Origin of the sequence: uncultured Bacillus sp. (assembly GCF_958411575.1) — a bacterium.
GTDB classification, from domain to species: Bacteria; Bacillota; Bacilli; order Bacillales; family Bacillaceae; genus Bacillus; species Bacillus spizizenii.
Map to the genome: position 1 here is coordinate 100832 of NZ_CATYRA010000011.1, position 21590 is coordinate 122421.

The following is a 21590-nucleotide window of genomic DNA, read 5'->3' on the forward strand; positions in this document are numbered from 1 at the left end:
AAATGAAACAAGCGATTTTATATGTCGGTCACGGCAGCCGAGTAAAAAAGGCGCAGCAAGAAGCCGCAGCCTTTTTGGAAGGATGCAAGGCGCACGTTTCTGCGCCTGTACAAGAAATCAGTTTTTTAGAGCTTCAGGAGCCGACAATTGAGACAGGGTTTGAAGCATGTGTGAAGCAAGGCGCCACTCATATCGCAGTGGTGCCTCTGCTTCTTTTAACAGCTGCGCATGCAAAACATGATATACCGGAAGAAATTGCGCGTGCTGCATCCCGATATCCTTCAATCCGTATTTCATATGGAAAGCCGATCGGGATTGACGAAGAAGTAGTCAAAGCTGTATATCACCGAATGAAGGACATAGGTGTTCCGTATGAAAATGCCAGAGTGGTGCTTATCGGAAGGGGAAGTTCAGATCCCGATGTAAAAAGAGACGTAACCGGTATTGCCAATCTTCTTCAAAACATGATTCCGGTCAAGGAAGTCATCCCGTGCTTTTTGACAGCATGCGGTCCGAATTACAAAGAGGTTCTTTCAGAACTTAAAAAAGATGACGGCGTGACAACCTTTGTTGTGCCATATTTGCTTTTTACCGGCATGCTGATGAATGAAATCGAACGAGAGGTTCAGACATTAAAGGCTGATAATCCAAATGTCTACCTTTCTTCTTATATCGGTTTCCACCCTCATGTGAAAAACGCATTTTTGAACCGTGTGAGAGAAACTGCCGAAAATCCAGAGGGACAATTTGATTTTGACGGAGGTTCATATGCTCCCGCTGCACATTAGCCTGGAAAAGAAGAAGGTTGTCATTGCGGGCGGCGGCGGCATCGCTCTCAGAAGGCTGAAAACGGTGCTTTCTGAGGGAGCTGATATTACGCTTGTCAGTCCGGATGTTGAACCGGAAATCAAGCAGATGGCAGAAAATCGCCGTATCAGATGGGTCTGCCGTACGATTGAAAAAGAAGATTATCTCGATGCTTTTTTGATTATTGCCGCGACGGATAACGCGGCAGTGAACAAAGAAATTGTTCAAACCGCTTCGCCTTTTCAGCTTGTCAATTGTGTCAGTGACGCTGAGCTTGGCAATGTATATATGCCGAAAATCGTAAAAAGAGGGCATGTAACGGTGTCTGTCTCTACAAGCGGAGCCAGTCCAAAGCACACAAAAGAGCTTGCTGAAAAAGTGGATAAACTGATTGAAGGCGATTTTGTTGCTGAAGTTGACAGGCTTTATCAGGTAAGAAGAAAGAAATAAGCCAGAGCATACAATGCTCTGGCTTTTCTTTGTGCTGCTAGCTTTTTTTCAGCTTGATGACAGTATCTGCATCAGGTGTGACAAAGACAGTATGCTGGCTGTCATAGGTGACGAAGCCGGGCTTCGCGCCGTTCGGTTTTTTAACATGCCTAATTTTTGTATAATCTACAGGCACTGAACTTGAATCTTTAGCTTTTGAAAAATAAGCTGCAATGGTCGCTGCTTCAATGATTGTTTGCTCATCCGGTTCGCTGCTTCTGATTACAACGTGGGAGCCTGGAATATCTTTCGTGTGAAGCCAAATATCGTCTCTGGCTGCCGCTCTTGTTGTTAAATATTCATTTTGGCGGTTGTTTTTACCCACTAAAATTGTCAGGCCTGTAGAGGATTCATATGTTTCTAAAACCGGGTTGTGCGGTTTTTGTTTTTTCTGTCCTTTTTGCTGCTTAGGGCGTAAATATTTGCCCTCCACAAGCTCCTCCCTAATTTCGCTGATATCACGAGGAGAAGCGGACGAAAGCTGCTGAATCAGCTGGTCAAAGTATTCGATCTCTTCCTGCGCCAGCCTGATTTGCTCCTCGACAACTGCGACCGAATTTTTCGCTTTTTGATACTTCGTGAAGTAGGCCTGAGCGTTTTCAGAAGGCGTTTTGTTCGGGTTTAAAGGAATCGTGATTGTCGGACTTTCTTCATCGTAATAGTTGATGACCTCAGCCTGTTTATCACCTTTTTTCAGCATATATAAATTAGCAGTTAACAGCTCCCCGTAAAGCTGAAATTCCTTCGCGTTTTCCGAATACTCCAGTGTTTTCTCTAATTTTTTGATTTTGTTGGCATTTTTCTTCCGTTCATTGACAACAAATCGTTCAAGATCCTGGGCCTGCTGTTTGACCCGGTCTCGTTCAGCTTTTCCGAAGTAAAAACGGTCGAGCAGCTCGCTTAATGAATCAAAACGGCGCGCTTCGCCTTTGAGGTGAGTCAGCTCCAGCAGGTAAAAATATTCCTTTGCGTTTACAGTTGTAATGTTGGGAATAAAGCGGTGCTCTTTTACTTCGGCAAAAAGCTCCAGCAATGATTTTGGCAGTGTGACTTTGTTGGCTAGACCCGCTCTGTGAACCGCTTCTTTGGCAAAGAGCGGAGACACACCTGAAAAGTGTTCGACAATTTGTTTATCCAGCCGTCCTTCTTGAAAACTGAGATGACGTAAAATATCGTCTTCTGTCGCCTCAAGCGGAGAGATTTTGTTCTGGGCTGGCGGAAGCTTATAATCTTGGCCAGGCAGTACTGTACGGTAGCTGTTCATTGACGGCGATAAATGCTTAAGCCCGTCGATGATCACATTTTCTGCTCCGTCTGTCAAAATGATATTACTGTGGCGTCCCATAATTTCTACATAAAGCTTTCGGACGGTTTCATCGCCAATTTCGTTTCGGCTTTTGATATGAAAAATCATAATGCGGTCTAAGCCCGCTTGTTCAATTTTTTCAATAAATCCGCCTTCGATATGCTTTCTCAGCAGCATGCAAAACATTGGCGGTTCGCTTGGGTTTTCATAAGCTTGCGTCGTGATGTGCACCCGTGAATAGCTCGGGTGTGCCGATAATAATAGTTTTTGGTTTTTTCCATTGACGCGGATGTGAAAAATCACATCGTGCTTATATGGCTGATGGATTTTCGTAATTCGTCCGCCCGTCATTTTCTCGTTAAGTTCGTGTGTCATTCCGTATGTAAACATGCCATCAAACGACATATGCAATACACCCTCTCATTCTTCCTGCATTCGATAATTATAGCATGAAATGGGACGAGTCAGAATAAGCATGCTTATAGAGTGATATCTCTATAAGAGAGCAGGGGAGTGGACGAGCGGAATGAAGTTTCATGAAATGGGACAAACAGATTTACTAGAGGCAACCAATACGTCCATGAAACAAGGATTAACAGAAAAAGAGGTGAAAAAACGCCTCGATAAGCATGGACCAAACGAGATGCAAGAAGGAAAAAAAACATCAGCGCTTCTCTTGTTTTTCGCGCAGTTCAAAGATTTTATGGTGCTTGTGCTTTTGGCGGCAACGTTAATCTCAGGATTTCTTGGTGAATACGTAGACGCGGTTGCGATTATTGCGATTGTGTTTGTGAATGGCATACTCGGTTTCTTTCAAGAAAGGCGGGCTGAGCAATCTCTTCAGGCTTTAAAAGAGCTTTCAACACCGCATGTCATGGCGCTCAGGGAAGGAAGCTGGACAAAGATTCCTTCTAAGGAACTTGTGCCGGGCGATATTGTGAAATTTACGAGCGGTGACAGGATTGGAGCAGACGTTCGAATTGTCGAAGCAAGAAGCCTTGAAATAGAAGAATCAGCGCTGACTGGGGAATCCATCCCGGTTGTGAAGCATGCCGATAAATTGAAAAAACCGGATGTTTCGCTCGGCGATATTACGAATATGGCATTTATGGGAACGATTGTGACCCGCGGCAGCGGTGTCGGGGTCGTCGTCGGCACCGGAATGAATACGGCAATGGGCAAAATTGCCGACATGCTTGAATCGGCAGGGACACTGTCAACCCCGCTGCAAAGAAGACTGGAGCAGCTCGGGAAGATTTTAATTGTTGTTGCATTGCTTCTGACGGTACTTGTCGTTGCTGTCGGTGTCATCCAGGGTCACGATCTGTACAGCATGTTTTTAGCGGGTGTGTCGTTAGCAGTAGCCGCGATTCCGGAGGGGCTCCCGGCGATTGTAACAGTGGCACTGTCGCTTGGCGTACAGCGGATGATTAAGCAAAAATCAATCGTAAGAAAGCTCCCTGCGGTTGAAACGCTTGGGTGTGCGTCTATCATTTGTTCGGATAAAACAGGGACAATGACGCAAAACAAAATGACGGTGACACATGTCTGGTCCGGAGGGAAAACATGGAGAGTGACGGGGGCAGGCTATGAACCGAATGGAAGCTTCACACTGAACGAAAAAGAGATCAGTGTGAATGAGCATATGCCGCTTCAACAGATGCTTCTGTTCGGAGCGCTTTGTAACAACTCCAATATTGAGAAAAGAGACGGCGAATATGTGCTTGACGGAGATCCAACAGAGGGAGCGCTGCTCACCGCGGCAAGAAAGGGCGGTTTCTCAAAGGAGTTTGTTGACTCACATTACCGAGTGATTGAAGAGTTTCCGTTTGATTCGGCACGGAAAATGATGACTGTCATTGTAGAGGATCAGGACAGAAAGCGGTATATCATTACAAAAGGTGCACCAGATGTCCTGATGCAACGCTCTTCCCGTATTTTTTATGACGGCTCAGCAGCTCTTTTCTCAAATGAGAGAAAAGCAGAAACAGAGGCGGTATTAAGACATCTGGCATCCCAGGCGCTCAGAACGATAGCGGTCGCCTACAGGCCGATAAAAGCAGGTGAAACACCGTCTATGGAGCAGGCGGAAAAAGATCTGACGATGCTCGGTCTTTCGGGCATTATTGATCCGCCGCGGCCGGAAGTCAGACAGGCGATTAAAGAATGCCGTGAAGCGGGAATTAAGACCGTCATGATTACAGGCGATCATGTGGAGACAGCTAAAGCGATAGCGAAAGACTTGCGCCTCCTTCCGAAAAGCGGCAAAATCATGGACGGCAAGATGCTGAATGAGCTTTCTCAAGAAGAGCTTTCTAATGTGGTGGAGGATGTGTATGTATTTGCCCGCGTTTCTCCTGAGCATAAACTAAAAATCGTAAAAGCCTATCAGGAAAACGGGCATATTGTGGCGATGACGGGAGACGGCGTTAATGACGCCCCAGCCATTAAACAAGCTGACATCGGAGTCGCTATGGGTATTACAGGGACAGATGTGGCAAAAGAAGCGTCATCTCTTGTTCTCGTGGATGATAATTTTGCGACGATCAAATCTGCGATAAAAGAGGGCAGAAACATCTATGAAAATATCAGAAAATTTATCAGATATCTGTTGGCTTCTAACGTCGGAGAAATTCTTGTCATGCTGTTTGCGATGCTGCTTGCCCTTCCTTTGCCGCTCGTGCCGATTCAGATTTTGTGGGTCAACTTGGTGACGGACGGATTGCCGGCAATGGCTCTCGGCATGGATCAGCCGGAAGGAGACGTGATGAAGCGGAAGCCCCGTCATCCGAAAGAAGGAGTGTTTGCCCGCAAGCTTGGATGGAAGGTCGTCTCCAGAGGGTTTTTAATCGGAGCAGCCACTATTTTAGCGTTTATCATTGTGTATCACCGGAATCCGGAGAATTTGCCTTATGCCCAGACGATCGCGTTTGCCACTTTGGTGCTGGCTCAGCTTATTCACGTTTTTGATTGTCGCAGCGAGACCTCTGTTTTTTCCAGAAATCCGTTTCAAAATCTGTACTTACTGGGCGCAGTATTGTCATCAATTTTGCTGATGCTTGTTGTGATCTACTATCCGCCGCTTCAGCCAATTTTCCATACCGTTGCCATCACGCCTGGAGACTGGATGCTCGTCATCGGTATGTCCGCCATCCCTACTTTTTTGCTGGCTGGGTCACTTTTGACAAGAAAAAAGTAAATTCATATGATATAATCTTAGGGGTAATAGCATGTCTATTGCCCTTTTATTATGAGAACAGGGAAGAATTGGGTGTTTTAAAATGATACGAAGTATGACAGGCTTCGGCAGTGCAAGCAAAACACAAGATGATCTCTCTGTAAGCGTTGAACTTAAATCTGTGAACTACAGGTTTAAAGAAGTGAACGCTCGTTTGCCAAGGCCTTTGCTATATTTTGAAGATAAGCTGAAACAGACCATTCTGCAGCATATCCAGCGCGGAAGAATTGAGCTTTTCGTATCAGTTGACAGCGATATGCTTGTAGAGAAAAGGCTTGAAATTGATTGGCCGCTGCTCGATGAGTTTGTCGCAGCTGCGGGAGAAATGAAGAAGCGGTATCAATTGTCTGCAGAGCCTGATGTAATGGATTTCTTTAAGCTTGACCATGTCGTCCAGATTCATGAAGAACAGACGCAAACTGACAAGCTGGAGGCGTTAATCACTGCTGCTGCAGAGGAAGCGGTAAAAGGTCTCTGTGAAATGCGTGATAAAGAGGGGCTGCTTTTAGCGAAAGACTGCCTGAAGCATATTGATCAGCTTGAAGAGCTGGTGAAAGAAACTGAATTGCTGGCAGCGGATGTCGTATCTCGTTATCGGGAACGGCTGTACGCCAGAATAAAAGAATGGACTGAAGATGTATTAGACGAGAGCCGGCTTGTAACAGAATGCGCAATTTTTGCAGACCGCTCTGATATCACTGAAGAGATTACCAGGCTGAAGAGCCACTTCGCCCAGTTTCGTGATATATTAGCTGGTGGCGGAGCTGTCGGGCGCAAACTCGACTTTCTCGTTCAGGAGCTGAATCGGGAAGCAAATACAATCGGCTCAAAAGCAAATGATCATCAGATCACAAAGCTTGTCGTCGAAATGAAAAGTTCTATTGAAAAAATAAAAGAACAAGTGCAAAATATAGAATAGTGACTGTGCGTATTGTTTACAGACGGTCTTACTAGGCTAAACTAGAGACGTCTATTTTACAGGGGGAACGTAGAAGATGACGATTAAACTGATTAATATCGGATTTGGCAATATTATCTCCGCTAATCGGATGATTTCGATTGTCAGCCCGGAGTCTGCGCCAATCAAACGGATGATTCAGGATGCAAGAGACCGCGGAATGCTAATTGACGCTACATACGGACGAAGAACCCGTGCAGTTGTCGTCATGGATAGTGATCACATTATCTTATCTGCCGTCCAGCCTGAGACAGTTGCACACAGACTTTCTGTTAAAGAAGAAATTATGGATGAAGGGCAGGGATAATTGCCGCATGAAAGAAAGAGGGTTATTAATCGTTCTCTCAGGTCCCTCAGGAGTTGGTAAAGGAACGGTTCGGCAAGCGATTTTTTCGCAGGAAGACACAAAATTTGAATACTCGATTTCAGTAACCACAAGAAGTCCGCGAGAGGGCGAAGTGAACGGAGTCGATTATTTTTTCAAAACGAGAGAAGAATTCGAGCAAATGATTGCAGACAACAAGCTGCTTGAATGGGCAGAGTATGTCGGCAATTATTACGGAACGCCTGTCGATTATGTTGAACAGACGCTTCAAGAAGGAAAAGACGTCTTTTTAGAAATCGAAGTTCAAGGCGCTCTTCAAGTGAGAAATGCTTTCCCGGAAGGCCTGTTTATTTTCCTTGCGCCTCCAAGCCTTTCTGAACTAAAGAACAGAATTGTGACAAGAGGAACGGAAACAGACGCTCTGATTGAAAATCGAATGAAAGCCGCAAAAGCTGAGATCGAAATGATGGATGCTTATGATTATGTCGTTGAAAACGATAATGTCGAAAAGGCTTGTGATAAAATCAAAGCAATCGTTCTCGCTGAACATTTGAAGCGCGAGCGCGTTGCGCCTAGATATAAGAAAATGCTGGAGGTTGAATAACCAATGTTAGATCCGTCAATTGACTCTTTAATGAATAAATTAGATTCCAAATACACGCTTGTGACTGTTTCTGCGAGACGTGCCCGAGAAATGCAAATCAAAAAAGACCAAATGATTGAACATACGATTTCACACAAATATGTAGGCAAAGCTTTAGAAGAAATTGATGCAGGCCTGCTTTCGTTTGAAAAGGAAGACCGCGAATAGTAGCACCAGTAGCAACCTATATCATGTAGGTTGTTATTTTTTTCCGTGCGGTTTTTGTAAAGTGCAGAGGGGGAGAAGTCATTGCTTAACAATCGAAATGTGTTACTTTGCGTGAGCGGAGGCATCGCTGTTTATAAAGCCTGTGCGTTAACGAGCAGGCTGGTTCAGGCAGGAGCAAATGTCAAAGTGATTATGACTGAGTCAGCTTGCCGATTCGTTTCACCGCTGACATTTCAGGCATTGAGCCGCCACGAAGTCTATACAGATACATTTAAAGAACAAAATCCAAGCGTCATTTCTCATATTGATGCCGCAGACTGGGCCGACTTGGTTATCGTGGCGCCGGCTACGGCTAATGTAATTGGAAAACTGGCAAACGGTATTGCTGATGATATGCTGACAACAACATTGTTAGCAGCAACGGCTCCCGTGTGGATCGCACCGGCGATGAACGTGCACATGTATGACCATCCAGCAGTTAAACGAAATATATCTGTTCTTTATCAGGATGGCTATCGTTTTATTGAGCCAAGCGAGGGCTATTTAGCATGCGGTTACGTAGGAAAAGGCAGATTGGAAGAGCCTGAAAATATCGTGAAGCTAGCTGAAAAGCATTTTGCTGAAGAAAAAATTGCTCCTTTAGAAGGCAAACATGTGGTCATTACAGCTGGCCCGACACGGGAAGCGATTGATCCTGTCCGATTTTTCACCAATAAATCAACGGGCAAGATGGGATACGCATTAGCGGAGGCTGCTGTCCAGCTCGGCGCACGGGTAACTTTAATCTCTGGCCCTGTTTCGCTGGATCAGCCGAAAGGCCTTGCTCAGTTTATCCCTGTTCAATCGGCTGCGGATATGCGCGAAGCAGTACTCTCTGTGTATGACTCGAGTGATATTGTCATCAAAACAGCTGCGGTAGCCGATTTTACGCCGAAAACAGTATTTGACCATAAAATGAAAAAACAAGACGGCGGTATGACCCTGGAACTGGAAAGAACGGTCGATATTTTAAAAGAATTAGGCGAGAGAAAGCAGGAGCAGCTGTTAGTCGGATTTGCAGCTGAAACTCAGGATGTTGAACACTATGCCCGTAAAAAGCTCGCTGCCAAAAATCTTGATATGATTGTGGCTAACGATGTGAAAGCAAATGGGGCCGGTTTTGGTGCTGATACGAATATCGTAACAATCTTTTTCAAAGACGGACGCAAACGCGAGCTTCCGATCATGTCGAAGCTTGATGTTTCTTTTGAAATCCTTCAGGAAATCGCAGTTCTCTCAAAACAAACCGGAGAGCACTCATGAATTTTGCCGAAGTCATCGTTGATGTCAGCACCAAAAATATAGACAGGCCTTTTGATTACAAAATCCCAGACCATCTCAAAGGCATGATCAAAACGGGCATGCGAGTCATTGTTCCGTTTGGTCCCCGTAAAATTCAAGGGTTTGTGACAGCTGTGAAAGAAGCATCTGATCTCTCGGGGAAATCTGTCAAGGAGGTAGAGGATTTATTAGATCTTACACCTGTTTTGACAGAGGAGCTTATGAATCTGTCATCATGGCTGTCTGACAAAACGCTGTCTTTTAAAATAACGGCGCTTCAAGCGATGCTGCCTGCCGCATTAAAGGCGAAATATGAAAAAGAACTAAGGGTCGCATATGATGCCGAGCTACCTCCGCAAGTGGAACGGCTGTTTTCTGAAACAAAGACTCTTCTGTATTCGGATATACCCGATCACGATACGCTGAAACTGATTCAAAAGCATGTTCAAAAAGGCAGCATTGATGTGACATATAAAGTTGCGCAAAAAGCCAACAAAAAAATGGTCAGGCATATTCAGGCAAATGCGAGTAAAGAAGAGCTTAGCAAGCAGGCTGAGGGCTTATCCCGCCAAGCAGCCAAGCAGCAGGCGATTCTTCACTTTTTCATCGCAGAGCCTGAAGGGGTGAAAATCCCTGCAGCGGATTTGTGCAATAAAACAGACGCGAGCTCTGCGACCATCAAAACCCTTATCCAAAAGAGGCTTTTGAAGGAAAGCTATGAAGAGGTTTACAGAGATCCCTATCAGGACAAAATGTTCAAAAAAACAGAGCCGCTCCCGCTGACAGACGAACAGAGCGCTGCCTTTCAGCCAATACGTCAGACATTGGACAACGATGAGCATAAAGTGTTCCTTCTTCACGGCGTAACTGGAAGCGGAAAAACAGAAATTTATCTGCAATCAATTGAGAAAGTACTGGCGAAAGGAAAAGAAGCCATTGTCCTCGTACCGGAAATCTCACTGACTCCACAGATGGTCAATCGCTTCAAGGGCCGTTTTGGCTCTCAGGTGGCAGTCATGCACAGCGGATTATCCACAGGGGAAAAATATGATGAGTGGCGTAAAATCCACCGGAAGGAAGTGCGGCTTGTCGTCGGCGCCAGATCGGCTATTTTTGCACCGTTTGAAAATCTCGGAATGATTATCATCGATGAAGAGCATGAGTCCTCTTATAAACAAGAAGAAATGCCGCGCTATCATGCGAAAGAGGTGGCGATCAAGCGGGCTGAGCATCACAGCTGTCCGGTTGTACTGGGCAGTGCTACGCCGACATTAGAGTCATATGCACGTGCGCAAAAGGGTGTATACGAGCTTCTTTCGCTGAAGCACCGCGTGAACCATCAGGTGATGCCTGAGGTTTCGCTTGTTGATATGAGAGAGGAGCTCAGAAGCGGCAATCGCTCAATGTTTTCAGTTGAATTGATGGAAAAGCTTGAAGAAACGATTTCCAAGGGCGAGCAGGCTGTGCTGTTTTTAAATAAAAGAGGCTATTCTTCATTTGTGATGTGCAGGGATTGCGGATATGTCCCACAATGCCCGCACTGCGACATTTCTATGACATACCATCGTTACGGGCAAAGGCTGAAATGCCATTATTGCGGACATGAAGAGCCTGTCCCGCATACTTGTCCAGAATGTGCAAGCGAGCATATCCGCTTTTTTGGGACGGGGACACAGCGAGTGGAGGAAGAGCTGACAAAAGTTCTGCCAAATGCGAGAGTGATTCGAATGGATGTTGATACGACTTCAAGGAAGGGCGCCCATGAAAAATTATTGTCAGCTTTCGGAGAAGGAAAAGCGGATATTCTTCTCGGAACGCAAATGATCGCGAAAGGGCTTGATTTTCCGAATGTCACACTTGTCGGAGTGTTAAGTGCTGATACCACACTCCATATTCCTGATTTCAGATCGGCCGAAAAAACATTTCAGCTGTTAACGCAAGTCAGCGGCCGGGCAGGCAGGCATGAAAAACCCGGCCAAGTCATCATTCAAACGTATACACCGTCCCATTACAGCATCCAGCTGACGAAGACGCACGATTATGAAACGTTCTATCAGCATGAAATGGCGCACAGGAGAGAGCAATCCTATCCGCCTTATTACTATTTGGCTCTTGTGACTGTTTCTCATGAGGAAGTAGCGAAAGCAGCTGTTACGGCTGAAAAAATCGCTCACTTTTTGAAAGCAAACTGCGGAGCTGACACGAAAATTCTCGGGCCAAGCGCGTCGCCGATAGCCAGGATCAAAGATAGATATCGCTATCAATGCGTGATAAAATACAAACAGGAAACCCAGGTATCCGCTTTATTAAAAAAGATACTGGAACATTATAAACGAGAAATTGAACAAAAGCATGTAATGATTTCAATTGATATGAATCCTTATATGATGATGTAAGATCTCACGTCTTGGAGGGTAACAAATTGGCAGTAAAAAAGGTCGTCACACATCCAGCGGAGGTTTTGGAAACACCGACGGAAAGCGTGACTGTTTTTGATAAAAAGCTAAAAAAACTGCTGGATGATATGTACGACACCATGCTTGAAATGGATGGAGTCGGACTGGCAGCGCCGCAAATCGGCATCTTAAAAAGAGTGGCTGTCGTGGATATCGGGGATAACAGCGGCAGAATTGATCTCGTTAATCCCGAGATTTTAGAAAAAAGCGGTGAGCAAACCGGAATTGAAGGATGCCTGAGCTTTCCTGGCGTCTATGGTGATGTCACACGTGCTGATTATGTCAAAGTACGTGCGTTTAACCGTCAGGGAAAACCGTTCATTCTGGAAGCGCGTGGCTTTTTAGCGAGAGCCGTACAGCACGAAATGGACCATTTAGACGGTGTGCTGTTTACATCTAAGATAAGTAAATACTATACAGAAGATGAACTAGCGGATATGGAAGGATGATTTGATGACGAGAATCGTATTTATGGGGACGCCGGATTTTTCAGTTCCTGTTTTAAGAACCCTGATAGAGGATGGTTATGAAGTAGTGGGGGTCGTCACACAGCCTGACCGTCCGAAGGGCAGAAAAAAAGTGCTGACACCTCCTCCGGTAAAAGAAGAGGCATTGCGTCACGGCATCCCGGTTCTTCAGCCGGAAAAAGTCAGATTAAAAGAAGAAATTGAGAAAGTGTTGGCGTTAAAGCCTGACCTTATTGTAACAGCGGCATTTGGACAAATTTTGCCCAAGGAGCTTCTCGACAGCCCGAAATACGGCTGCATTAACGTTCACGCGTCTCTTTTGCCGGAATTGCGCGGCGGTGCTCCGATCCATTACTCCATTCTGCAGGGAAAGAAAAAAACTGGGGTTACTATTATGTATATGGTAGAAAAATTGGATGCCGGCGATATGATCTCAAAAGTGGAAGTGGACATCGAAGAAACCGACAATGTCGGAACGCTGCATGATAAATTAAGCGTAGCTGGCGCAAAGCTATTGTCTGAAACGGTTCCAAACGTTATTGCCGGCAGCATATCACCTGAAAAGCAAGATGAAGAGAAAGCGACATATGCGCCTAACATCAAAAGAGAGCAAGAGCTGCTCGACTGGTCTAGAACGGGTGAAGAGCTTTACAACCAGGTCCGCGGCTTAAATCCTTGGCCTGTTGCCTATACGACTCTTAATGGACAAAACTTGAAAGTGTGGGCGTCGAAAAAAACACCCGCACCTACAAAAGCTGAGCCCGGTACAGTTGTTGCGGTTGAAAAGGAAGGCATTATCGTTGCCACAGGCAACGATACGGCCCTGTTATTAACCGAACTTCAGCCAGCCGGCAAAAAACGCATGAAAGGCGAGGATTTTGTGCGCGGCGCTCATGTTGAAGCTGGTGAAAAGTTAGGAGTAAACAATGAAAAAAAATAGTGTTCGTGATATCGCCCTTGAGGCACTGATCAAACTAGAACAAAACCAGGCATACAGCAACCTGCTCCTGAAATCGGTGATTAAATCAAATGAACTGAGTGATCAGGACAGAGCGCTTTTGACTGAACTTGTCTACGGGACATTGCAAAACAAGATCGCGCTTGATTATATGCTCAAACCGTTTATTAATAAGCCTCAAAAAGTAAAGCCGTGGGTGATTCAGCTTCTTCGCCTATCCTTATATCAAATGGAGTATCTGGAGAAGATTCCAGACAGGGCTGCCATTCATGAAGCGGTCGAGATTGCTAAAATCCGCGGACATAAGGGCATTGCTTCATTTGTCAACGGTGTGCTTCGTTCCATACAGCGCGAAGGTGTTCCATCCTTTGACGCCATCGAAGATCCTGTCCGCCGGTTGGCGACAGAGACAAGCCATCCGGAATGGCTCGTAAAAGAGTGGACGGATGCGTATGGATTTGATGCGGCTGAAAAGATTTGCCGCATCCACCTCATTCCGCCAAGGCAGACACTGCGTGTCAATCAAATGAAAGCAGATAGAGCGGATTTGCTTGATCAAATGGCTGCTGAGGGAATCGAAGTTGAAAATGGTGACCTCGCAGAAGACGCGGTGAAGCTCTTAAAGGGGTCAATCGCTGGAACTCATTTCTTCCAAAACGGTGAAGTTTCCATTCAGGATGAGAGCTCCATGCTCGTTGCCCGCGCCCTTGATCCTAAGCCCGGTGAAACGGTGCTTGACGCGTGTGCCGCGCCTGGAGGAAAGTCGGCTCATATCGGAGAATTGATGGAGAACAAGGGAAGCGTTACATCACTTGATCTTCACAAGCATAAAGTGAAGCTGATCAAAGAAGCGGCAGACAGGCTTGGCCTTACAATCATTGACGCGAAAACAATGGATGCGAGAAAAGCAGGAGAAACGTTTGAAAATGGACAGTTTGACCGGATATTGGTCGATGCCCCGTGCTCAGGTTTTGGCGTGATCCGAAGAAAGCCGGACATGAAGTACACGAAAAAGCCTGACGACAGCACACGGCTTGCTGAAATCCAGCTGTCGATCTTGAGGGAAATCGCACCATTAGTAAAAAAAGGTGGCACTCTTGTCTACAGTACGTGTACAATGGACCGGACAGAAAATGAAGAAGTAATACATGCGTTTATACAAGAACATCCTGATTTTGAACCCGATTTGTCTCTTGAAAAGCGGCTGCCCGAAAAGGCGAGACCCTTTGTTCGGGATGGAAGGGTGCAAATCCTTCCTCATTATTTCGGAACAGATGGTTTCTTTATTTGCAGCATGAGAAAGAAGGGATAACAATGGCAGAACTTAAAAAAACAAAAGCAAGAAAAGAATTGCGGACAGAGCGTCCGTCTATTTATTCTTTTGAATTAGATGAAATCAAACAATGGCTGACAGACAACGGAGAGAAACCGTTCCGCGCGGCTCAGATCTTTGAATGGCTATATGAAAAACGCGTATCTTCTTTTGAAGAAATGACAAACCTGTCAAAGGATCTGCGTGAGAAATTAAGCGCTCATTTTGAGATGACGACGCTGAAAACGGCTGTTAAACAAACCTCTCAAGACGGTACGATGAAGTTTTTGTTCGAGCTGCATGACGGTTATACAATCGAAACCGTTTTAATGAGACACGAGTATGGCAATTCTGTATGTGTAACGACACAAGTCGGCTGCCGTATTGGCTGTACGTTTTGCGCGTCAACACTCGGGGGGTTGAAACGAAACCTTGAAGCGGGTGAAATTGTCGCTCAAGTACTCAAAGTTCAAAAAGCTCTGGATGAAACGGATGAACGCGTCAGCTCTGTCGTGATCATGGGAATCGGTGAACCTTTTGATAACTTTAATGAAATGCTCGCTTTCTTGAAAATCATTAACCATGACAAGGGCCTGAATATTGGTGCTCGCCATATTACGGTTTCTACAAGCGGCATCATCCCGAAAATTTATGAATTCGCTGATCAGCAAATGCAGATTAACTTTGCGATTTCTCTGCACGCCCCGAATACAGAAATCAGAAGCCGTTTGATGCCGATTAACAGAGCGTACAAGCTCCCTGATTTAATGGAAGCCGTTAAATATTATATTAACAAAACGGGACGCCGTATCAGTTTTGAATACGGGCTGTTCGGAGGCGTAAACGACCAGGTTGAGCACGCTGAAGAGCTTGCCGACTTATTGGAAGGAATTAAATGCCACGTGAACTTGATTCCGGTAAACTACGTGCCTGAACGGGACTATGTGCGCACACCGCGTGATCAGATTTTTGCTTTTGAGAAAACGCTGAAATCCCGCGGAGTAAATGTCACAATCCGAAGAGAGCAAGGCCATGACATTGACGCAGCCTGCGGTCAGCTTCGCGCGAAGGAGCGTCAAGACGAGACGAGGTGATGAGGGTTGTTAACAGCCTTAAAAACAGATACAGGAAAAATCCGCCAGCATAATGAAGATGATGCGGGGATATTCAAGGGGAAAGATCAATTTGTATTAGCGGTTGTCGCTGATGGCATGGGCGGCCATCTTGCTGGAGATGTTGCAAGCAAGATGGCTGTGAAAGCCATGGGGGAGAAATGGAATGAAGCAGAGGCGATTCCAGTTGCGCCCTCGGAATGTGAAGAATGGCTCATTGAACAGATTCTTGCGGTAAATAGCAAAATATACGATCATGCCCAAGCCCATGAAGAATGCCAAGGCATGGGGACGACGATTGTATGCGCGCTTTTTACGGGGAAAACGGTTTCTGTTGCTCATATAGGTGACAGCCGATGCTATTTGCTTCAGGACGATGATTTCATTCAAGTGACAGAAGATCATTCGCTTGTAAATGAACTGGTTCGCACTGGAGAGATTTCCAGAGAAGACGCCGAACATCATCCGCGAAAAAATGTGTTGACGAAGGCACTTGGAACAGACCAGTCAGTCAGCATTGATACACGTTCCTTTGACATTGAAGCCGGGGACAAACTGCTTCTATGTTCTGACGGACTGACGAATAAAGTGGAAGGCACTGAGTTAAAAGACATCCTGCAAAGCGATTCAGCTCCTCAGGAAAAAGTAAACCTGCTTGTGGACAAAGCCAATCAGAATGGCGGGGAAGACAACATTACAGCAGTTTTGCTTGAGCTTGCTTTACATGTTGAAGAGGGTGAAGATCAGTGCTAATCGGCAAGCGGATCAGCGGACGTTACCAAATTCTCCGCGTCATAGGCGGCGGGGGAATGGCCAACGTGTATTTAGCTGAGGATATCATTCTAGACCGTGAAGTCGCTATCAAAATCCTGCGGTTTGACTATGTGAACGACAATGAGTTTATCAGGCGTTTCCGCAGAGAAGCCCAATCCGCATCAAGCCTCGATCACCCGAATATTGTAAGCATTTACGATTTGGGCGAGGAAGATGATATCTATTATATTGTCATGGAATACGTTGAGGGCATGACGCTTAAAGAATACATAACAGCAAACGGGCCGCTTCACCCTAAAGAAGCGCTGAACATCATGGAGCAAATTGTCTCAGCCATCGCCCATGCCCATCAAAATCAGATTGTTCACAGAGACATTAAGCCGCACAACATTTTGATTGACCACATGGGAAATATCAAAGTGACGGATTTCGGTATTGCGACAGCACTAAGTTCGACCACAATCACCCATACCAATTCTGTGCTGGGCTCAGTCCATTATTTATCACCTGAACAGGCGCGGGGCGGTTTGGCAACAAAAAAATCGGATATTTATGCGCTTGGAATCGTTCTATTCGAGCTCTTAACCGCCCGTATCCCGTTTGATGGAGAATCGGCAGTCAGCATCGCCTTAAAGCATCTACAGGCAGAAACCCCTTCGGCGAGAAGGTGGAATCCGTCAGTGCCCCAAAGCGTTGAAAACATCATACTAAAGGCAACTGCCAAAGATCCTTTTCATCGCTACGAAACGGCTGAAGACATGGAAGCAGATATCCAAACAGCTTTTGATGCCGACAGACTCAATGAAAAGAGATTTACGGTTCAAGAAGATGAAGAAATGACAAAAGCGATCCCTATCATTAAAGATGAAGAGCTCGCTAAAGCTGCTGGCGAAAAAGAAGCTGAATTGACATCCGCCCAAGACAATAAAACAAAGAAAAACGGCAAAAGAAAAAAGTGGCCGTGGGTTTTGCTCACGATATGCATCGTTTTCATCACAGCTGGAATCCTCGCTGTCACCGTTTTTCCGTCGCTTTTTATGCCTGAAGATGTCAAAATACCTGATGTCTCCGGAATGGAGTACAAAAAGGCGGCAGAACTCTTGGAAAAAGACGGTTTGCAAGTTGATTCAGAGGTTTTAGAAATCTCAGATGAGAAAATTGAAGAAGGCCTGATGGTAAAAACGGATCCTAAAGCGGATTCCACAGTTAAAGAAGGCGCAACGGTCACACTTTATAAGAGCACCGGAAAAGCTAAAACAGAGATCGGTGATGTGACAGGCCAAACGGTCGATCAGGCAAAAAAGACCTTAAAGGACCAAGGGTTTAAACATGTAACGGTGAATGAAGTGAACGACGAGAAAAGCGTTGGCACTGTCATTGAACAGAATCCGTCAGCAGGGACTGAGCTTGTGCCGAGTGAAGATCAAGTCAAACTCACAGTCAGTATCGGGCCCGAAGACATTACGCTTAGAGACTTGAAAACGTACAGTAAAGAAGCAGCGTCTGGATATCTGGAAGACAACGGACTGAAGCTGATAGAAAAAGAAGCATACTCAGATGACGTTCCAGAAGGACAGGTTGTCAAACAAAAACCAGCAGCAGGAACGGCAGTAAAGCCGGGAAACGAAGTTGAAGTGACATTCTCTCTGGGACCTGAGAAAAAACCTGCGAAAACAGTGAAAGAAAAGGTCGAGATCCCCTATGAGCCAGAAAATGAAGGGGACGAGTTTGAAGTGCAAATCGCGATTGACGATGCGGATCACAGCATCTCTGACACTTATGAAGAATTTAAGATAAAAGAGCCGACTGAACGGACGATCGAACTAAAGATTGAACCCGGCCAAAAAGGGTATTATCAAGTGATGGTAAACAATAAAGTCGTCAGCTACAAAACCATTGAATATCCGAAAGATGAATAACAAGGAGGGAAAATATGCCTGAGGGCAAAATTATTAAGGCGCTAAGCGGCTTTTACTATGTACTGGATGAATCAGAGGATTCAGATAAAGTAATACAATGCAGAGGAAGAGGCATTTTCAGAAAGAACAAAATTACCCCTCTTGTCGGTGATTACGTTGTGTATCAAGCTGAAAATGACAAAGAGGGATATCTGTTAGAAATTAAAGAAAGAACCAATGAGCTGATCAGGCCGCCAATTTGCAACGTTGATCAAGCGGTCCTTGTTTTTTCAGCGGTTCAGCCTTCTTTCAGCACGGCATTGCTCGACCGCTTCTTGGTTCTCGTTGAGGCCAATGATATTCAGCCGATTATATGCATTACAAAAATGGATCTGATTGAAGATCAAGATACACAAGATGCGATTCAAGCCTATGCAGAAGACTACCGGAATATTGGTTATGACGTATATCTCACCTCCTCTAAGGACCAAGACAGTTTAGCGGACATCATCCCGCATTTTCAGGACAAAACAACGGTATTTGCCGGTCAGTCCGGTGTTGGAAAATCCTCGCTCCTCAACGCGATTAGTCCGGATCTCGGTTTAAAAACAAACGAGATTTCCGAGCATTTGGGCCGCGGGAAACACACCACTCGCCATGTGGAATTGATTCACACGTCCGGAGGCTTGGTTGCGGATACTCCGGGATTCAGCTCACTTGAATTTACAGACATTGAGGAAGAAGAGCTGGGCTATACCTTCCCTGAAATGAGAGAAAAAAGCTCTTCATGCAAATTTAGAGGCTGTTTACACTTAAAAGAGCCGAAATGTGCGGTGAAGCAAGCTGTTGAAGACGGGGAATTAAAGCAGTACCGCTATGACCATTATGTTGAATTTATGACGGAGATTAAAGACAGAAAGCCGAGGTATTAGCATAATGATAAAGGTTGCACCATCTATTCTTTCCGCTGATTTTGCCGCTTTAGGCAATGAGATTAAAGATGTAGAAAAGGGCGGAGCCGATTGTATTCATATTGATGTCATGGACGGCCATTTCGTCCCGAATATCACGATCGGTCCGCTGATTGTAGAAGCTGTCCGGCCGGTAACAGATTTGCCGCTTGATGTTCATTTAATGATAGAAGAGCCGGATCGTTACATCCCAGCTTTCGCCAAAGCGGGCGCAGATATCCTGTCTGTGCATGCTGAGGCATGTCCGCACCTGCACCGCACCATCCAGCTCATTAAGGAACAAGGTGTAAAGGCCGGTGTTGTTCTAAACCCGCATACGCCTGTACAAGTCATCGAGCACGTTTTCGATGACCTTGATCTTGTTCTTTTAATGACAGTGAACCCGGGATTCGGCGGGCAGAAATTTATTCATTCTGTCCTTCCTAAAATCAAAGAGGTTAAGCGAATGGCGGATGAAAGAGGAAAAAAAGATCTGTTAATTGAAGTAGACGGCGGCGTCAACAAGGAAACCGCTCCGTTAGTCATTGAAGCAGGTGCTAATTTACTCGTTGCCGGTTCAGCTGTTTATGGCCAGCCCGACCGCAAAAAAGCAATTTCTGAAATTAGAGGAAGTAAATAAGCAGTAAAAAAAGAGCTGGGCGTACAGAGCCTAAGCTCTTTTTCCTGTATGCAGAGAAAGGAATCAGAGATGAAAACAATCAATATCGTTGCGGGAGGCCCTAAAGATCTCATTCCCGATCTAACCGGCTATACGGCTGAGCACATCCTTTGGATCGGTGTTGACAAAGGCACCGTCACTCTTTTAGATGCCGGGATCATTCCTGATGAAGCCTTTGGAGATTTTGATAGCATAACAGAGCAAGAACGCCTCCGAATTCAAAAAGCCGCTCCTGCACTCCATGTGTATCAAGCAGAAAAAGATCAAACTGATTTAGACCTCGCCCTTGATTGGGCGCTGGAAAAGCAGCCGGATATCATTCAGATCTTCGGCATTACAGGCGGCAGAGCTGATCATTTTTTAGGCAACATTCAGCTTCTGTACAGAGGTGTAAAAACGAATATAAAAATTAGGCTGATAGACAAACAAAATCATATTCAAATGTTCCCTCCCGGTGAATATGATATTGAGAAGGATGAAAACAAGCGATATATCTCCTTCATACCGTTTTCCGAAGAAATACATGAGCTGACCCTGACTGGTTTTAAATATCCGCTAAATAAGTGTCATATTATGCTCGGTTCAACACTATGTATTAGTAACGAACTCATTCATTCACGAGGTACTTTTTCGTTTGCAAAAGGCATATTAATAATGATAAGAAGCACGGATTAGCATGTGCTTTCATTCATTTGCTGAAATCAATGAACAGGCGGTTACGGGACGTTATAGGAGGGGACAAAAAATGAAATTTTACACCATTAAATTGCCGAAGTTTTTAGGAGGAATTGTCCGGGCGATGCTGGGCTCATTTAGAAAAGATTAATGCCCAGGGGTTCAAAGCCCTCTTTCACCACATAAAAACGCCTGCCACTTATCGAGGCAGGCGTTCATTTTGTTATACACGCTCAACTTTACCGGATTTCAAAGCTCGAGCAGATACATATACTTTTTTAGGTTTTCCGTTCACAAGGATACGAACCTTTTGAAGATTCGCGCCCCAAGTGCGCTTAGAAGCGTTCATTGCGTGAGAACGGTTATTCCCAGCTGTTGTTTTTTTACCTGTGATAACGCATTTACGTGCCATTTGTTTCCCTCCTCACTTGCACAAAACATCTACTTTTTAACATTCATATGGTCTTAGATGCTTTCGATATGGATACTTTAAATAATTTACCACAGCTAAAAAACGTTTGCAACTATTGTTTCATCATCTTTCAAGAAAATTCACTTGACATCTTGCAGAAACAGCGGTGCTATAGTATATGTAGAGGGACGGGCAGCAATAGCCAGGTCTTTTCTTTTCATAATGGAAACCATATAGTAGAATAGCTGTAACTCTATGCATTCGAAGGAGGAACTAGTGTGTCCATTGAATTAAGAACGAAGTACGGGCAGATTGATATATCTAATGAAGTCATTGCGATGGTTGCAGGAGGCGCGGCGATTGACTGTTACGGCATTGTCGGCATGGCCTCTAAAAACCAGATTAAAGACGGACTGACTGAAATCCTTCGGAAAGAGAATTTCAGCAGGGGTGTCCAAGTTCGCCAAGAAGGAGAACAGATACATATTGACATGTATATCATTGTCAGCTATGGCACGAAAATTTCTGAAGTGGCACATAATGTCCAAACAAAAGTAAAGTACACAGTAAATCAAACCATCGGACTGGAAGTGGACTCTGTTAATATTTATGTCCAAGGTGTCCGAGTGACGAACCCGTAGTT

General features: G+C 45.1%; 22 protein-coding genes. 20 read left to right on the forward strand and 2 right to left on the reverse strand.

The window, feature by feature from the left end; translation table 11 throughout:
• Nucleotides 1–2: 2 nt before the first annotated feature.
• Both sirB and sirC read left to right on the forward strand, forming a co-directional pair.
• Complete coding sequence (gene sirB, locus Q5C82_RS17055) at nucleotides 3–788, forward strand: sirohydrochlorin chelatase (RefSeq protein ID WP_003221508.1); 786 nt, start codon at nucleotides 3–5, stop codon at nucleotides 786–788.
• A complete protein-coding gene (sirC, locus tag Q5C82_RS17060; RefSeq protein ID WP_003221510.1) occupies nucleotides 769–1257 on the forward strand; it encodes a precorrin-2 dehydrogenase in 489 nt (162 codons plus the stop codon). The genes sirB and sirC overlap by 20 nt, the downstream gene beginning before the upstream one ends.
• Before the next feature lie 37 nt (nucleotides 1258–1294).
• Here the strand turns inward: sirC and rqcH are convergent, their stop codons facing one another.
• Nucleotides 1295–3007: a tRNA modification protein RqcH gene (gene rqcH / locus Q5C82_RS17065; protein ID WP_003221512.1), complete on the reverse strand. Its 1713-nt coding sequence runs from the start codon at nucleotides 3005–3007 to the stop codon at nucleotides 1295–1297.
• Between the two features lie 121 nt (nucleotides 3008–3128).
• On the opposite strand from rqcH, the gene Q5C82_RS17070 reads away from it, so the two are divergent.
• From Q5C82_RS17070 to spoVM, 17 genes are all read left to right on the forward strand, one after another.
• Nucleotides 3129–5801, forward strand: coding sequence for a calcium-translocating P-type ATPase, SERCA-type (locus tag Q5C82_RS17070; protein ID WP_003221513.1), 2673 nt, complete (start codon nucleotides 3129–3131; stop codon nucleotides 5799–5801).
• Between the two features lie 82 nt (nucleotides 5802–5883).
• On the forward strand, nucleotides 5884–6759 hold the full coding sequence (locus tag Q5C82_RS17075; protein ID WP_003221516.1) for a YicC/YloC family endoribonuclease: 876 nt from the start codon (nucleotides 5884–5886) through the stop codon (nucleotides 6757–6759).
• Between the two features lie 76 nt (nucleotides 6760–6835).
• Complete coding sequence (gene remA / locus Q5C82_RS17080; RefSeq protein WP_003154355.1) at nucleotides 6836–7105, forward strand: extracellular matrix/biofilm regulator RemA; 270 nt, start codon at nucleotides 6836–6838, stop codon at nucleotides 7103–7105.
• Nucleotides 7106–7112: 7 nt separating this feature from the next.
• The gene (gene gmk, locus Q5C82_RS17085; RefSeq protein ID WP_003221518.1) at nucleotides 7113–7727 is read left to right on the forward strand and encodes a guanylate kinase; all 615 of its coding nucleotides are present in this window, start codon (nucleotides 7113–7115) and stop codon (nucleotides 7725–7727) included.
• 3 nt (nucleotides 7728–7730) lie between these two features.
• A complete protein-coding gene (rpoZ, locus tag Q5C82_RS17090; RefSeq protein ID WP_003221520.1) occupies nucleotides 7731–7934 on the forward strand; it encodes a DNA-directed RNA polymerase subunit omega in 204 nt (67 codons plus the stop codon).
• 81 nt (nucleotides 7935–8015) lie between these two features.
• A complete protein-coding gene (gene coaBC / locus Q5C82_RS17095) occupies nucleotides 8016–9236 on the forward strand; it encodes a bifunctional phosphopantothenoylcysteine decarboxylase/phosphopantothenate--cysteine ligase CoaBC (RefSeq protein WP_003221525.1) in 1221 nt (406 codons plus the stop codon).
• On the forward strand, nucleotides 9233–11650 hold the full coding sequence (gene priA, locus Q5C82_RS17100) for a primosomal protein N' (RefSeq protein ID WP_003221527.1): 2418 nt from the start codon (nucleotides 9233–9235) through the stop codon (nucleotides 11648–11650). The genes coaBC and priA overlap by 4 nt, the downstream gene beginning before the upstream one ends.
• A gap of 26 nt (nucleotides 11651–11676) precedes the next feature.
• A complete protein-coding gene (gene def, locus Q5C82_RS17105; protein WP_003221528.1) occupies nucleotides 11677–12159 on the forward strand; it encodes a peptide deformylase in 483 nt (160 codons plus the stop codon).
• Nucleotides 12160–12163: 4 nt separating this feature from the next.
• On the forward strand, nucleotides 12164–13117 hold the full coding sequence (fmt, locus tag Q5C82_RS17110) for a methionyl-tRNA formyltransferase (protein WP_013307976.1): 954 nt from the start codon (nucleotides 12164–12166) through the stop codon (nucleotides 13115–13117).
• A complete protein-coding gene (rsmB, locus tag Q5C82_RS17115) occupies nucleotides 13104–14447 on the forward strand; it encodes a 16S rRNA (cytosine(967)-C(5))-methyltransferase RsmB (RefSeq protein WP_003221529.1) in 1344 nt (447 codons plus the stop codon). The genes fmt and rsmB overlap by 14 nt, the downstream gene beginning before the upstream one ends.
• 2 nt (nucleotides 14448–14449) lie before the next feature.
• Entirely contained in the window at nucleotides 14450–15541 is a 1092-nt protein-coding gene (rlmN, locus tag Q5C82_RS17120) for a 23S rRNA (adenine(2503)-C(2))-methyltransferase RlmN (RefSeq protein WP_003221531.1), read from the forward strand.
• Nucleotides 15542–15547: 6 nt separating this feature from the next.
• Nucleotides 15548–16312 (forward strand): protein-serine/threonine phosphatase PrpC, encoded by a 765-nt coding sequence (gene prpC, locus Q5C82_RS17125; protein WP_003221533.1) that lies wholly within the window; start codon nucleotides 15548–15550, stop codon nucleotides 16310–16312.
• Nucleotides 16306–18252 carry a serine/threonine protein kinase PrkC gene (prkC, locus tag Q5C82_RS17130; RefSeq protein WP_003221535.1) on the forward strand — a complete coding sequence of 649 codons (1947 nt, stop codon included), beginning with the start codon at nucleotides 16306–16308 and terminating at the stop codon, nucleotides 18250–18252. The genes prpC and prkC overlap by 7 nt, the downstream gene beginning before the upstream one ends.
• A 14-nt stretch (nucleotides 18253–18266) precedes the next feature.
• Nucleotides 18267–19163, forward strand: a complete 897-nt coding sequence (gene rsgA / locus Q5C82_RS17135) for a ribosome small subunit-dependent GTPase A (protein WP_003221538.1) — start codon at nucleotides 18267–18269, stop codon at nucleotides 19161–19163.
• Nucleotides 19164–19167: 4 nt separating this feature from the next.
• A complete protein-coding gene (rpe, locus tag Q5C82_RS17140; protein ID WP_003221541.1) occupies nucleotides 19168–19821 on the forward strand; it encodes a ribulose-phosphate 3-epimerase in 654 nt (217 codons plus the stop codon).
• 69 nt (nucleotides 19822–19890) lie between these two features.
• Complete coding sequence (locus Q5C82_RS17145; RefSeq protein ID WP_003221543.1) at nucleotides 19891–20535, forward strand: thiamine diphosphokinase; 645 nt, start codon at nucleotides 19891–19893, stop codon at nucleotides 20533–20535.
• 70 nt (nucleotides 20536–20605) lie between these two features.
• Entirely contained in the window at nucleotides 20606–20686 is an 81-nt protein-coding gene (gene spoVM / locus Q5C82_RS17150; protein WP_003221545.1) for a stage V sporulation protein SpoVM, read from the forward strand.
• 72 nt (nucleotides 20687–20758) lie between these two features.
• Here spoVM and rpmB read toward each other — a convergent pair whose 3' ends face one another.
• Nucleotides 20759–20947 (reverse strand): 50S ribosomal protein L28, encoded by a 189-nt coding sequence (gene rpmB, locus Q5C82_RS17155; protein WP_003221548.1) that lies wholly within the window; start codon nucleotides 20945–20947, stop codon nucleotides 20759–20761.
• A gap of 278 nt (nucleotides 20948–21225) precedes the next feature.
• Here rpmB and Q5C82_RS17160 point away from each other — a divergent pair, with 278 nt between their 5' ends.
• Complete coding sequence (locus Q5C82_RS17160) at nucleotides 21226–21588, forward strand: Asp23/Gls24 family envelope stress response protein (RefSeq protein ID WP_003221550.1); 363 nt, start codon at nucleotides 21226–21228, stop codon at nucleotides 21586–21588.
• The last annotated feature ends 2 nt before the right edge of the window (nucleotides 21589–21590 follow it).